12 protein-coding genes are annotated in these 11,776 nt (G+C 66.3%); 4 read left to right on the top strand and 8 right to left on the bottom strand.

The features are described 5' to 3' along the window. Positions 1–133 precede the first annotated feature (133 nt). The 5 genes from ABD115_RS11905 to ABD115_RS11885 are packed head-to-tail and all read right to left on the bottom strand — an operon-like array spanning position 134 to position 5,746. Positions 134–1,318, bottom strand: a complete 1,185-nt coding sequence (locus ABD115_RS11905) for a M20 family metallopeptidase (RefSeq protein ID WP_343961074.1) — start codon at positions 1,316–1,318, stop codon at positions 134–136. Continuing rightward, the gene (locus ABD115_RS11900; protein ID WP_343961072.1) at positions 1,315–2,073 is read right to left on the bottom strand and encodes a gamma-glutamyl-gamma-aminobutyrate hydrolase family protein; all 759 of its coding nucleotides are present in this window, start codon (positions 2,071–2,073) and stop codon (positions 1,315–1,317) included. The genes ABD115_RS11905 and ABD115_RS11900 overlap by 4 nt, the downstream gene beginning before the upstream one ends. A 12-nt stretch (positions 2,074–2,085) precedes the next feature. Next, the gene (locus ABD115_RS11895) at positions 2,086–3,816 is read right to left on the bottom strand and encodes a dipeptide ABC transporter ATP-binding protein (RefSeq protein ID WP_382388898.1); all 1,731 of its coding nucleotides are present in this window, start codon (positions 3,814–3,816) and stop codon (positions 2,086–2,088) included. Beyond that, positions 3,813–4,784 (bottom strand): ABC transporter permease, encoded by a 972-nt coding sequence (locus ABD115_RS11890; protein ID WP_343961071.1) that lies wholly within the window; start codon positions 4,782–4,784, stop codon positions 3,813–3,815. Before ABD115_RS11890 ends, ABD115_RS11895 begins: the two co-directional genes overlap by 4 nt. 2 nt (positions 4,785–4,786) lie before the next feature. Continuing rightward, complete coding sequence (locus ABD115_RS11885) at positions 4,787–5,746, bottom strand: ABC transporter permease (protein ID WP_343961069.1); 960 nt, start codon at positions 5,744–5,746, stop codon at positions 4,787–4,789. Positions 5,747–5,993: 247 nt separating this feature from the next. On the opposite strand from ABD115_RS11885, the gene ABD115_RS11880 reads away from it, so the two are divergent. Continuing rightward, positions 5,994–7,694, top strand: a complete 1,701-nt coding sequence (locus ABD115_RS11880; RefSeq protein WP_343961066.1) for an ABC-F family ATP-binding cassette domain-containing protein — start codon at positions 5,994–5,996, stop codon at positions 7,692–7,694. A gap of 63 nt (positions 7,695–7,757) precedes the next feature. Here the strand turns inward: ABD115_RS11880 and ABD115_RS11875 are convergent, their stop codons facing one another. Further along, entirely contained in the window at positions 7,758–8,315 is a 558-nt protein-coding gene (locus tag ABD115_RS11875) for a DUF2690 domain-containing protein (RefSeq protein ID WP_343961064.1), read from the bottom strand. 210 nt (positions 8,316–8,525) lie between these two features. Next, positions 8,526–9,233 (bottom strand): helix-turn-helix transcriptional regulator, encoded by a 708-nt coding sequence (locus tag ABD115_RS11870; RefSeq protein ID WP_343961062.1) that lies wholly within the window; start codon positions 9,231–9,233, stop codon positions 8,526–8,528. Between the two features lie 73 nt (positions 9,234–9,306). Here ABD115_RS11870 and ABD115_RS11865 point away from each other — a divergent pair, with 73 nt between their 5' ends. The 3 genes from ABD115_RS11865 to ABD115_RS11855 all read left to right on the top strand — a co-directional run bounded on the left by ABD115_RS11865 (position 9,307) and on the right by ABD115_RS11855 (position 10,756). Next, positions 9,307–10,038 (top strand): alpha/beta fold hydrolase, encoded by a 732-nt coding sequence (locus ABD115_RS11865; protein ID WP_343961060.1) that lies wholly within the window; start codon positions 9,307–9,309, stop codon positions 10,036–10,038. A gap of 110 nt (positions 10,039–10,148) precedes the next feature. Then, on the top strand, positions 10,149–10,583 hold the full coding sequence (locus tag ABD115_RS11860; RefSeq protein ID WP_343961058.1) for a hypothetical protein: 435 nt from the start codon (positions 10,149–10,151) through the stop codon (positions 10,581–10,583). After that, positions 10,580–10,756 (top strand): hypothetical protein, encoded by a 177-nt coding sequence (locus tag ABD115_RS11855; RefSeq protein WP_343961056.1) that lies wholly within the window; start codon positions 10,580–10,582, stop codon positions 10,754–10,756. Before ABD115_RS11860 ends, ABD115_RS11855 begins: the two co-directional genes overlap by 4 nt. Before the next feature lie 84 nt (positions 10,757–10,840). Here ABD115_RS11855 and ABD115_RS11850 read toward each other — a convergent pair whose 3' ends face one another. Further along, a complete protein-coding gene (locus tag ABD115_RS11850; protein WP_343961054.1) occupies positions 10,841–11,740 on the bottom strand; it encodes a bile acid:sodium symporter family protein in 900 nt (299 codons plus the stop codon). Positions 11,741–11,776 lie beyond the last annotated feature (36 nt).

Genomic DNA, 11,776 nt, shown 5'->3' with positions numbered 1-11,776 from the left:
AACAGGCAGCGAGTGCCAGAGCCGCCGCGAGAGGGGCTGCGAGTAGTGTCAATCGGGTCATCGGCTTGTGCATCGGTACATCACTCCTTGGGCCGGGGAACCGTTTGCTGGGTTCCAATTGGTTGCGGTTTGGCTACGACTGCGCGAGCGGGTGTGTGCTCAGCAGGCGTTCTCGGGTCGCTGCCGTCGTTGCGAAGTCGAGCGCCGTCTGCGCGAGCAACACTGCGCCGTCGAGGGCGGCAGCGTCGCCCTCTGGGCCTGCAGCTGCCCGCGCAAAGTCGCTGGTGTGCAGTGTGAGTTCTGGTCGATTCAGCCCGATCATGGGGTGGATCGCTGGCACGACCTGCGACACGTTTCCCATGTCGGTAGACCCGCCCGGCCCCGCGACAGCGAGCGGTTCGCGACCGAGTGCGTTCGCGTTCGCGTGGTAGTGCTCGAGGAGCTCATGATCGAGCAAAATGTTGGTGTAGAAACCGGTTGTTTTGCGCGTGATCTCGACCTCGCAACCGGTGGCGAGCGCTCCGGCTCTCACGCAGCGCTCGACGATTGCCGTGACGTGCTCGAGCTTCTCGACAGTCTCGCCTCGCACCATCCACACGGCCGTCGCGCTTCCCGGAATCACATTCGCGGCGCCGCCTGGCTCGCTGATGGCGTAGTGAATCTGCTGCCCCGGTCGCAGCTGCTGGCGTGCGAGACCAACGGCGGTTGCCGCGATCGTAAAGGCGTCGAGTGCATTCACCCCCTGCTCGGGCGAAAGTGAGGCGTGCGCTTCTTTGCCAACGAACCGCACCCTGATGCCGTTTGAAGCGTAGGGGTTCATGCTGAGCACATCGACGGGAGCGGGGTGCACCATGATTGCCGCGTGAGTGCCGTCAAAGGCGCCGGCATCAAGCAGCTTGACCTTCCCGCCACCGTTCTCCTCCGCGGGCGTGCCGAGCAGCCGAACGGTGAGATCGAACGCGTCGACGAGGGGAGCGAGCGCGAGGAACGCGCCGAGTGCTGCTGTTGCGATGATATTGTGACCGCACCCATGGCCGACAACCGGGAGCGCGTCGTACTCTGCGCAGATCGTGATGGAGAGGCTTCCGGTGCCGGCCTCGGCGAGGAATGCCGTCGGGAGGCCCCCGACGCCTCGGGTGACCGGGATGCCGCTGACGCGCTCGGTCGTCGCCGCAAGCAGGGCGCTCGCGTGGGTCTCGTGCATGCCGAGCTCGGGGGTCGCGGCGATGCTGTGACTCACCGCGAGCAACTCCTCGCGAAGCTCCGCGACCCGCGCGGCGGCGGCGGCCTTTGCCTCGCCGGCTGTCAGCGCGTTCATGCTGTCTCCTTTGCAGCTGTGACGGCGTTGGCAAGCGCCGTGAATTGTCCGTACTTGGTGAGCACCGAGCGGGTCTCGGCCTCGGGGTGCCACTGCACCGCCAGCAACCAGCCTGGGTGTGCCGCGGAACCCTTGGCGTCGCCAGCCGGGGCGGCGGCCTCGACAGCTTCGACAGTGCCGTCGTCTGCCCGGGCGACGACTCGAAGCCCGGCAGCAACTCGGTTGATGCTCTGGTGGTGGGCCGAGGGCACCGTCACCTTCGTCGCGCCGTCGAGTGAACCAGCCACGAGGCTGTCAGGCTCGATCGAGACCTCGTGATGCACAAACACGCTGGAGTCTGTCGCGGCGAATACATTGTTGTGGTGCGGGTCGCTGCCGGGAGGTAAATCCTCGTGCAGCGTACCTCCCAGAAACACATTGATCGCCTGCGCGCCGCGGCAGATTCCAAGCAGTGGCAGGCCGGCCGAGAGTGCGTGGTCGATGAGCCAGAAGTCGAGCTCGTCTTGCAGCTCATCGACGCCGTACACATTGCCCGCCGGGTTACCGCCGTAGCGGTAGGGAGCGATGTCGCCCCCGCCGGGAACGACGACGGCGACGACTCCGTCGAGGCGTTCGGTGGGGTCAGCCATCACACGCGGTTCGAAACCGACCGCGGTGAGGCACTCCAGCACCTTGGGAAAATTGCCCGTGGAGAGCATCTCGCCCTCGCTATTTCTGCGCATGGGGAGCGCGACGACTGGCCGTATCGCTGACATTGAGTCTCCTGTTCAGATGAGGTGTGGTTTGCTCGGTGGGTGCGGGTCGGCACGAGTGAGCGCGGCCGCCCGTCGAGCCCGCTGAGCTACGGGGTCGGGGAGCGGAACGGCGCCGATGAGCGCCCGAGTGTATGCGGCGGTGGGGCGCTGAATGACGTCGGCTGCGCTGCCAATCTCGACGAGTGCGCCGCGCTGCAGCACAGCGATGCGGTCGGCCAACAGCTCGACAACGGCGAGGTCGTGGCTGATAAACAGGCAGGCAAACTGCAGCTCGCGCTGGAGCTCCTGGAAAATGTCGAGTACCTTTGCCTGCACCGAGACGTCGAGCGCGCTCGTTGGCTCGTCGGCGACGAGCAGGCTGGGGCCAAGCGCCAGTGCGCGCGCGATGCCCACGCGCTGACGCTGCCCGCCCGAGAGCTCGTAGGGCCTCCGGCTAGCCATCCCCCGTGACAGCTGCACGGCATCAAGCAGCTCCAACACTCGTGCGGTGCGGGCGCGCGCGTTCGGGGCAGCCCGGTGAATGAGCAGCGGCTCGGCGACCGATTCCTCGACGGTGAGGAAGGGGTTGAACGAGGTCGCGGGGTCTTGAAACACATAGCCGACTTTGCGCCGAAGCGCCCGTCGCACGGCTCCTCGCGTGCGCGAGATATCGCCTCCGAGTACGACAAGTGACCCGGCTGAAACAGGTGCGAGCCCTGCGATTGCGCGGCCAATAGTCGATTTACCCGAACCAGATTCGCCAACGAGCCCGAGCACCTCGCCGTGTGAGATCTCGAACGACACGTCGTCGACGGCGGCAAACCGCGGCTTGCGCCAGCCCGTCGCGAAACTCACACTGAGGCCGCTGGCCGCCACCGCAGGGGAGCCGCCAGGGTCAGGGAGCCCGGACGCGGCTTGCGGTTGCGCTCGTGGTGGCTGGGGAGCATCGTCGCTCCCCGTCGACGCGCCCAAACTCGGCACGGCCGCGAGCAGTCGTTGAGCATACGGGTGGCGGGGCGTGGCGAACAGCTCGTCTACCGGGGCCTGCTCAACGATGCGCCCCTGATACATCACCGCGACTCGGTCGGCGAGGTCGGCAACAACACCCATGTTGTGGGTGATGAGCACGATAGCGGCGCCGAAAGACTCCCGGCACTGCCGCAACAGGTCGAGAATTTCGGCCTGAACCGTAACGTCGAGTGCCGTGGTCGGTTCGTCAGCGATGATCACGCTGGGGCGCAGCGCGAGCGCCGCCGCGATGACGATGCGCTGCTTCTGACCGCCAGAGAACTGGTGCGGGTAGTAGTCGTAGCGCGTCTCCGGCTCGGGAATGCCGACGGCGCGAAGCATGTCGAGCGCGATCCGCTTTCGTTCGGCCCGCGGAGCGACCCCGTGAGCGCGAAGCCCCTCCTCGATCTGCCAGCCAACGCGAAACACGGGGTTGAGCGCGGTCGACGGCTCCTGGAAGATCATGGCGGCGTCTTTGCCCCGAAGGCTTCGCAGCTCAGCGGCAGAGGCCGTGAGCACCTCGGTTCCGTGCAAGTTGATCGCGCCGCTGGTGTGGGCGTGGGGTGGGAAGAGGCCGAGGGCTGCGCGGGCCGTGAGTGTCTTACCAGACCCCGATTCACCAACGAGCGCGAGGATCTCGCGTTCCCCGACCTCAAGCGTCACATCGCTGACCAACTCGAGCCTGGTGTCGCGGGTATCGACGTCGATGCCCAACCGAGACATGGTCAGCGGCGTGCTTAGCGCCATGGCTGTCATAGCTGTGTCCCTTCCGGTTCAATCGCGCGAGCGGTCGCGTCGCGGGGCGGGCGCTTGCGTGAGGATCGGGCGCGGCGCGGCTGGGGGCGCACCCCTCTGCTATCGACGGTGTCGCGGAGACCGTCGCCCAACAGGTTGAGCGCGAGCACGGTGAGCACGAGAAACAGGCTGGTGAACACGACAATCTGCGGGGCCTGCATGATGACGTCTTTGCCCTGGTTGAGCATGTTGCCCCAGCTCGCGAGCGGCTGCTGCACCCCCGCCCCGAGGAAGCTCAGGGCGGCCTCGGTAATCACCGACTCGGCAAAGATAAAGGTCGCCTGCACCGCGGTGATCGAGAACGTGTTGGGCAGAATGTGTCGCACCATGATGTGCACCGGGCGAGCCCCCTGCACCCGGCTGGCCTCGACAAAGGTGTCTGAGCGCACCGCAAGCGCGCGCGACCGCACGACCCGCGCGAGGCCCGGCGTGTAGACGATCGCCAACGCAATGATGAGGTTGGAGATCGTCGGCCCGAGCGCCGCCGCGAGCGACACCGCAAGCAAGATGCCCGGTATTGCCATCAGCCCATCGCAGATGCGCATGAGAATCTGGTCGAGCACGCTGTTGAACGCGGCGAGCACGCCGATGATTGAACCGGCGACGGCAGTCACCAGGCACACGATGAGGCCGACCCTGAGCGACGTGAGCGCGCCTGAGAGCAGCCGGGCGAACACGTCGCGGCCGTAACTGTCGGTGCCTGCGAGGTGCTCGAGCGATGGCCCCTGGAGCCGCTGAGTTGGCGCGACGGAGTACGGATCGAGTTGTAACACCAACGGGAGCGTCAGCGCCGATAGCCCGACCAAGAGTATCCAAGAGGCGCCGACAACGAGGCTGCGGCTGCGCAGCGCTCGCCGCCAGTAGCTGCTGTCTCGCGCTGGGAGAAGCGCCAGCGTCTGGGTGCTGGGAACCCGCGAAATCTCAGACATGCTTACTCACCGCTCTTTCTGCCGAGCCGCACCCGGGGGTCGACGAGGCCATAGAGCAAATCGATGATGAGGTTGACGAGCAGATAGCAGAGCGTGATCGCGAGCACGACACCCTGGATGATCGTGTAGTCGCGCCGCGTGATCGCCTGCACGAGTAGCGAGCCGAGCCCGGGAATGTTGAAGATTGTCTCGGTCACCGCGGCGCCCGTGACGAGCGAGCCGACGACGAGCCCGACGTTGGTGAGCACGGGCAGGCCGGCGTTCTTCAACGTGTGCGCGAAGAGCAGCCGAAGGTTCGAGACGCCTCGCGATCGCGCCGCGTCGATGTAACCTGAGTTCAACACGTCGAGCACGGCCGCGCGGGTGGTGCGCGTGATGAGGGCTGCAACGATGGTGCCGAGGGCGACGCCCGGCAGAATCAGCGTCTTGATGCCGGCCCCAAAGTCTGTGAACGGGTTGACGTAGCCAGCGACAGGAAACCACCGCAGATTCACCGCGAAGACGACCATCAAGAGCAGCCCGAGCACGAACGACGGCACCGCCATGCTCAGCAGTGTGGCCACGGTGACCGTCTGATCGAGCCCGGAGCCTCGGTAGCGCGCGGCCAACGTGCCGAAGGGAATTGCCACCCCGAGGGCGACGGCGATGGCGATCGTGGCAAGTTGGAGCGTCGGCAGAAAGTTGTCGGCGATCGCGGTGAGCACCGGCTTTCGCATGAAGAATGACTCGCCGAGGTCGCCGGTGAGCACGCCGCCGAGCCAAGAGAAGTACTGGGTAACGAGCGGCGCGTTCAGCCCGAGGGAGTCGCGAAGCGCGTCGACCTGGGCCTGCGAGGCGTCGGGGCCGAGGATGTTTCGTGCCGGGTCGCCGGGCGTGAGGTAGGTGATCGAGAAGATGACGATTGACACGACGAGCACAACCGGCAGCAGGGCGAGCAGTCGCTGCACAATGTATCGGGTCACGTCACGCTACTCCGTCGTAGCTGCGAGTGGGGTTTCACGCGAACTGCTCCTTTGCGGTTGCGGCGTCGGCAGCTGCAGTGCTGCTCTTGTCAGTTCGTGGAAAACCTCGCGGCCTCACAAACTCATTTGGCATGTCTGTTGAATGGTATGTACACGATTGTTAGTTGTGCAATGGTTGTTTGCTTATTGGTGCCATTTCAACGGACGTGTGATCGCCGCCCGCGCGGGAGTTCAATAGGCTGAGTGCATGACTGCAACTCTCGTCGCCCAGGGCGTCGCGGGCGGGTACGCACACCGCACGCTCTTTCACGACCTCGATCTCACCGTCGCGCCAGGCGACGTCGTCGGCGTCGTCGGGGTGAACGGGGCGGGGAAATCGACGCTGCTGCGAATGCTCGCGGGTGAACTCCAGCCGCAGGAGGGGGCGATCCACCTCGCACCGCGCGATGCCTTCGTTGGCTGGCTGCCGCAGGAGCACGAGCGCGTCGAGGGCGAAACGGTCGCCGCCTATGTCGCGCGGCGCACCGGGTGCGCGCAGGCGACGCTCGACATGGATGCTGCCGCCGCGGCGCTCGGCGACCCCGAGGCTAGCGGGCCGGGCGCGCCCGACCCCGGAGACCTGTACTCGGCCGCGCTCGACCGGTGGCTCGCGAGCGGGGCCGCCGATCTTGAGGAGCGGTTGCCCGCGGTGCTCGCGGAGCTCGGCCTCGGTGCCAGGGTGGGCGCGTCGGTCGAAAGCGAAGGATCCGCAACTGCGGTCTCCGCTGACTCCCTCATGACCTCGCTCTCCGGCGGTCAGGCCGCTCGCGTCGGCCTCGCCGCGCTGCTGCTCTCGCGCTTCGACATCGTGCTGCTCGACGAGCCGACGAACGACCTCGACCTCGACGGGCTCGAGCGCCTCGAAACTTTTGTGCAGGGGCTGCGCGGTGGCGTCGTGCTCGTGAGCCACGACCGCGAGTTTCTCGCGCGCTGCGTGACGCGCGTGCTCGAACTCGACCTCGCCCAGAAGAGTAACCGGGTCTTCGGCGGGGGCTACGACGCGTACCTCGAGGAGCGCGAAATCGTGCGGCAGCACAAGCGCGATGATTACGAAGAGTTCGCGGCGAAGAAGGCTGACCTCGTCGCCAGGGCGCGCACGCAGCGCGAGTGGTCGAGCCAGGGCGTGCGCAACGCGATGAAGAAAAACCCTGACAACGACAAGATTCGTCGCGCTGCATCGACCGAGTCGAGCGAGAAGCAGGCCCAGAAGGTGCGGCAGATGGAGAGCCGCATTCGTCGCCTCGACGAGGTCGAGGAGCCCCGCAAGGAGTGGCAGCTCGAATTCACGATCGGTGAGGCCCCGCGCTCGAGCGCTGTCGTCGCGACGCTGAACGCCGCAGTCGCCAGGCAGGGCGACTTCACCCTCGGGCCGGTCTCGCTGCAGCTCAACGCGGGGGAACGAGTCGGCATCACCGGGCCGAACGGTGCTGGCAAGTCGACGCTCTTGCGCCTGCTGTTCGGGCGGCAGCAGCCAGACTCGGGCAGTGCGGCGCTCGGTGCTTCGGTCGCGATCGGCGAGATCGACCAGGCGCGCTCGCTGTTCGCGGGCGCGAGCCCGCTCGCAGACGCCTTCGAAGCGCTCGTGCCGGAGATGACGTCGGCCGAGGTGCGCACGCTGCTCGCCAAATTCGGTCTGAAGGCAGATCACGTGACGCGCCCGTGCGGCGAGCTCTCACCGGGCGAGCGAACCCGGGCCGGCCTCGCGCTGCTGCAGGCTCGGGGAGTGAACGTGCTCGTGCTCGACGAGCCGACGAACCACCTCGATTTGCCCGCGATCGAGCAGCTCGAGCAGGCGCTCGAGAGCTACGAGGGGGCGCTCCTGCTCGTCACCCACGACCGGCGCATGCTGAACACCGTGCGCCTCGACCGCCGGTGGCACGTCGACGGTGGGGTCGTGCGCGAGCTGTAGCCGGTCGGGTGGGCGGAGCAGCGCGCACGGTGCGCGCACGGCGCGCGCACGGAGGTCGCACGCTCAGATGCACATCGCTGGCCCGAGCTCCGTCACCTCGTCGTCGACAGTGAGCGTTGCGATGCCGCACACCCTGGCCTCGACATCCGGTTCGATGAGCAGCGGCGTGTAGAGCGAATTCACGTTCTCAGCAGTGCGCTCCTGGCTGCGGCTGCTCAGCGGGTCGTCGGCGGGGTAAATGCGCATCGCCAAGACGCTGCCCTCGGGTTGGCCGTTGAGCAGGGTGACCCGGCCCCACACGCCCATGCAGGAGTTCGAATACAGCATCTCAACCTGCACGGTGTCTTCGAGACGGGTGCCGATGTCAGCGACTACCTTGTCTTCCCGGCACTCCGTTTGCATCGGGTCGACACCGTCGGCAACCTCAAGAAAGTTGTTGCCAGCAAGCGGGCTCTTGAGCGTCTGCCAGTAGTGTTCACGGCCCTGCAACACGTTCCACCACACGAGGCTGGTGAGAGCGATTGACACCGTGGCCGTTGCCGCGACGAGGGCGATGCTCCGGCCTGCCTTCGAGGCGTGCTTGGGCGTGCCCGGCGATCCGGGCTCGCCGGTGCTCGCCACTTTCGCTGCGCTGGGAAGGAGCCGAGCTCGTCGGTCGAGCCAGCGCGCTGGATCGTCACCCAGTTCTGCGGCGAGGTGCCTGACGGTTTTCTCGGTGGGGAGCCTGCGACCGGTTGATGTGCAGAGCGGTAGCGGTTGGCGTCCGGGTTTTCCGTCCGAGGGCCGGAAACGATGGTGCCACTCGGAAGTGGCGCGTGTGCACGGTTCTCGCTACGGCCGCGGCGGGAGCTGGCCGTGCACCGGTCGAGCATGCTCCGGTGGCTCCCCGACCTCGGCAACACTGTGGCCCGCGCACGGGATCGCGGTCACATGGGCCCGGTCGATGCGCGACACCGTAAACCAGCGCATCGCGTCTCGCAGGCGACACCAGCCGATGAGATACCACTGTCCTCCCGTGGACGCGAACAACACGGGCTCGACCTCGCGCTCAGTGATGTCACCGTTCTGCGCTGTGTATGTGATGCGCACCACGCGCTGCTCGGCCATCGCCTCCTCGAGCGCTGACCTGACGGCGCGGGAATTGCGTTGCGGCGTGTTCACCCAGACCCGGCGGGCGAGCTCGTCGGCGCGGGCCCGTGTCGCGGGGTCGAGCACGTCAATAATCTTGTGCACTGCGGAGCGCGCGAGATCGGAGTACGGCGCGTCGGGCGCTGCCGACGTCGCGGCCAGGAGCGCAACGGCCTGGGCAGGAGTCAGCGTCACGGGTGGTAGCGTCGCGCCGCTCGCCAGACCGTACCCGCCACCGGGGCCCGGTTTCGACCACAGCGGGGCGCCGCCATGCGCGAGCGCGGCGAGATCCCGCTTAATGGTGCGCACTGACACCTCGAACTCGGTCGCAAGTCGCTCCGACGAGACGCCACGCGATCCACTGCGGCGCAGCATCTCTGAGAGGGCGTGGAGCCGCTCAGCTCGCTTCACGAGTGCCCGTTTCGAGAATTCATGACATAAATAGTGACATACTGCTGTCCGGGCCGCCTGCGAGAGTGGCAGCATGACAACGACATCACACAGCCCACTCGTCATTCTCATCGCCGGTCACTGGCTCGGTGCATGGGCCTGGGACGAGGTGCTTGCACAGCCCGCGCTTGCGAACGCGAACACCGTCGCAGTGACACTGCCCGGCCTCGACCCAGACGACGACGCCCGTACGACCAAGAACATCGGGGACCAGGCCGCCGCGATCCTGCGCCTCATTGCTGAGCACGGAAACCAGCCGACCGTGCTCGTCGCGCACAGCGGGGCAAACGCGCCCGTATCCGTGGTGCTCGATCGCCACCCCGAACTTGTCGGCCGCGTGGTGTGGGTCGACTCGGGCCCCGTCTTGCCCGGGAGCGCTTTCGCCCCCGACTTCCCGGAGGAATCACCTGAACTTCCGTTGCCTGACTTCGAGACGCTCGGGCAGCAGGCGAGTCTCGCGGGTCTCAGTGATCAGGCGCTTGAGCGGTTTCGCCTTCGAGCGGTGCCGCAGCCGGGGCCGGCGCTGCGGCAAGCCGTCGAGCTTACGAACGATGGGCGACGTCGCGTGCCGACCACGTTCGTGTGCTGCTCGATCTCTGCCAAGCAGGTGAGGGAGCTCGCGCAAGCGCGGCATCCGATGTTCGCCGAGGTTGCGACACTGACCGACGTCGCTTGGGTTGATCTGCCGACCGGGCACTGGCCGATGTGGAGCACCCCGCGGGAGCTCGCCGACGTCATTGCGGGTGCTGCGCGCCGCGCGGTTTGACACGCATGGCGAAGCTGAATGGCACATCAGATCTGTCGAGGAAAGGCTGTTAGTATTTCCCGAAGGCAGGGCTGACCCTACCCGCTGCAGCAGTTCGACCAGGAGAGTCAATGGCTATCGCGAACACCGAAACCGCACCCGCGAGCGTGGAAGCGGTAGCGACCCCTGAGGTGAAACGATCCGCGGCCGACCGGTTCATGCGTCGCCTGCTGCGCGTTGAGGGGGCGAAGAAGACGCCCTTCATCAACCGCGACGCGCACCGCAACTTCCGGGTCGCGCTCATCATTTCCGGTGTCCGCTGCCTGATTACGTACCTGCTGATCCCGATCCTCGTGCCGATCCTCGGTGTCGCCGGCGTGCTCGCCGCCCCGATCGGCATCGCGCTGTGTGTTGTCGCCGCCGTGAACGGCGTGGTGAGCGTTCGCCGATTCTGGATCAGTGACCACCGCGGCAAGTGGATGTACACCTGGTTTATCGTCATCGTGTTCGTGATTCTCACGATCGCGATGGTGTCCGACATTGCACGGATTGTGAGCCCCGCATGAGCCTGAACGAGCAGACCCAGGGCGAGCAGCTCGCCGATGCTTCGGTCGAAGAAGACGTCACGGTCGACGACAACCCAGAGAACGTTCCCGCGAATGCGTGGATCACGATGGGGCTCTTCGCTGTCTTTGTGATTGCCTTCGGCACCTGCGCGTCGACCTTCATGTTCAACTAGCGCCCTGACCGAGGCTGAGCGCCCTGGCTGAGGCTGAGCGCCCTGGCCGAGGCTGAGCGCTCTGTAGCGAGCTGCGCGAACCAGCTACGCGGCGGCGTGCCTCGCCGCGAGGTCTTCGGCTGCGTCTGACTTTCTGTAGGCAGCTCGCAGGCCAAAGCCGAAGGCGAGCGCGATGAAGAACATGAGCACGCCGTAGACGGCTGCCGGGAGCGAGAGCTCCATGTTGCCGAGCACCGTCTGCGCGATCACGATCGCGAGGGTGGCGTTGTGGATGCCGATCTCGAACGAGCTCGCGGTCGCCTGCCTGCGGCCGACCTTGAACAGTCGCGGCACGAAGAACCCGACGCCCAGGCTCAGCAGGCAGAACAGCACGGTGATGAGCGCGAGCTGGCCGAGGTTCTCGAGCAGCATGTCGAGGTTTGAGACGATCGCGCCCGCGATCACGACGATGAGAATCACGACCGAGGCGATGCGCACGGGCTTATCCATGCGGTCTGCGAAGTTCGGCCACTGCCACCTGAAGAACATGCCGAGGGCGACGGGCAGCAGCACGATCGCGAAGACCTCGATCGTCTTCGAGAGCTGCAGGCCAAGGGTGTCATTGCCCGGCATGAAGTAGGCGATCGCGAGATTCGTGATGAGTGGGAGGGTGAACACGGCGATCACCGAGTTCAGCGCGGTGAGCGAGATGTTTAGCGCCACGTCGCCGCGGAACAGGTGGCTGTAGAGGTTCGCCGTGGTCCCGCCGGGTGAGGCCGAGAGCATCATCATGCCGACCGCGAGCACGGGGGAGAGGTTAAACGCGAGCACGAGCCCGAAGCACAGCGCCGGCAGAATGAGGAGCTGGCAGACGAGCGCGATAAACACCGCCCTCGGATGCTTCGCGACGCGGGTGAAGTCTCCGACGCGCAGGCTTAAGCCGAGCCCCAGCATGATGATGCCGAGAGCTACAGGTAATCCAATGGTGGTCAACGCTGATCCCATAGCCACAGTATGGGGCACGCCGCGCGAAAAGTCCCG

Source organism: Leucobacter albus (assembly GCF_039528015.1).
Lineage (GTDB): Bacteria > Actinomycetota > Actinomycetes > Actinomycetales > Microbacteriaceae > Leucobacter > Leucobacter albus.
The sequence above is the reverse complement of the archived record's forward strand: the minus strand, read 5'-3'. Positions and strand labels throughout refer to the sequence as shown.

Bases quoted from the DNA above. Each gene is read 5' to 3' on its own strand.
- ABD115_RS11905 (WP_343961074.1), bottom strand. From the start codon at position 1,318: ATGAACGCGCTGACAGCCGGCGAGGCAAAGGCCGCCGCCGCCGCGCGG.
- ABD115_RS11895 (WP_382388898.1), bottom strand. From the start codon at position 3,816: ATGACAGCCATGGCGCTAAGCACGCCGCTGACCATGTCTCGGTTGGGC.
- ABD115_RS11890 (WP_343961071.1), bottom strand. From the start codon at position 4,784: ATGTCTGAGATTTCGCGGGTTCCCAGCACCCAGACGCTGGCGCTTCTC.
- ABD115_RS11865 (WP_343961060.1), top strand. From the start codon at position 9,307: ATGACAACGACATCACACAGCCCACTCGTCATTCTCATCGCCGGTCAC.
- ABD115_RS11860 (WP_343961058.1), top strand. From the start codon at position 10,149: ATGGCTATCGCGAACACCGAAACCGCACCCGCGAGCGTGGAAGCGGTA.
- ABD115_RS11900 (WP_343961072.1), bottom strand. From the start codon at position 2,073: ATGTCAGCGATACGGCCAGTCGTCGCGCTCCCCATGCGCAGAAATAGC.
- ABD115_RS11850 (WP_343961054.1), bottom strand. From the start codon at position 11,740: ATGGGATCAGCGTTGACCACCATTGGATTACCTGTAGCTCTCGGCATC.
- ABD115_RS11880 (WP_343961066.1), top strand. From the start codon at position 5,994: ATGACTGCAACTCTCGTCGCCCAGGGCGTCGCGGGCGGGTACGCACAC.
- ABD115_RS11855 (WP_343961056.1), top strand. From the start codon at position 10,580: ATGAGCCTGAACGAGCAGACCCAGGGCGAGCAGCTCGCCGATGCTTCG.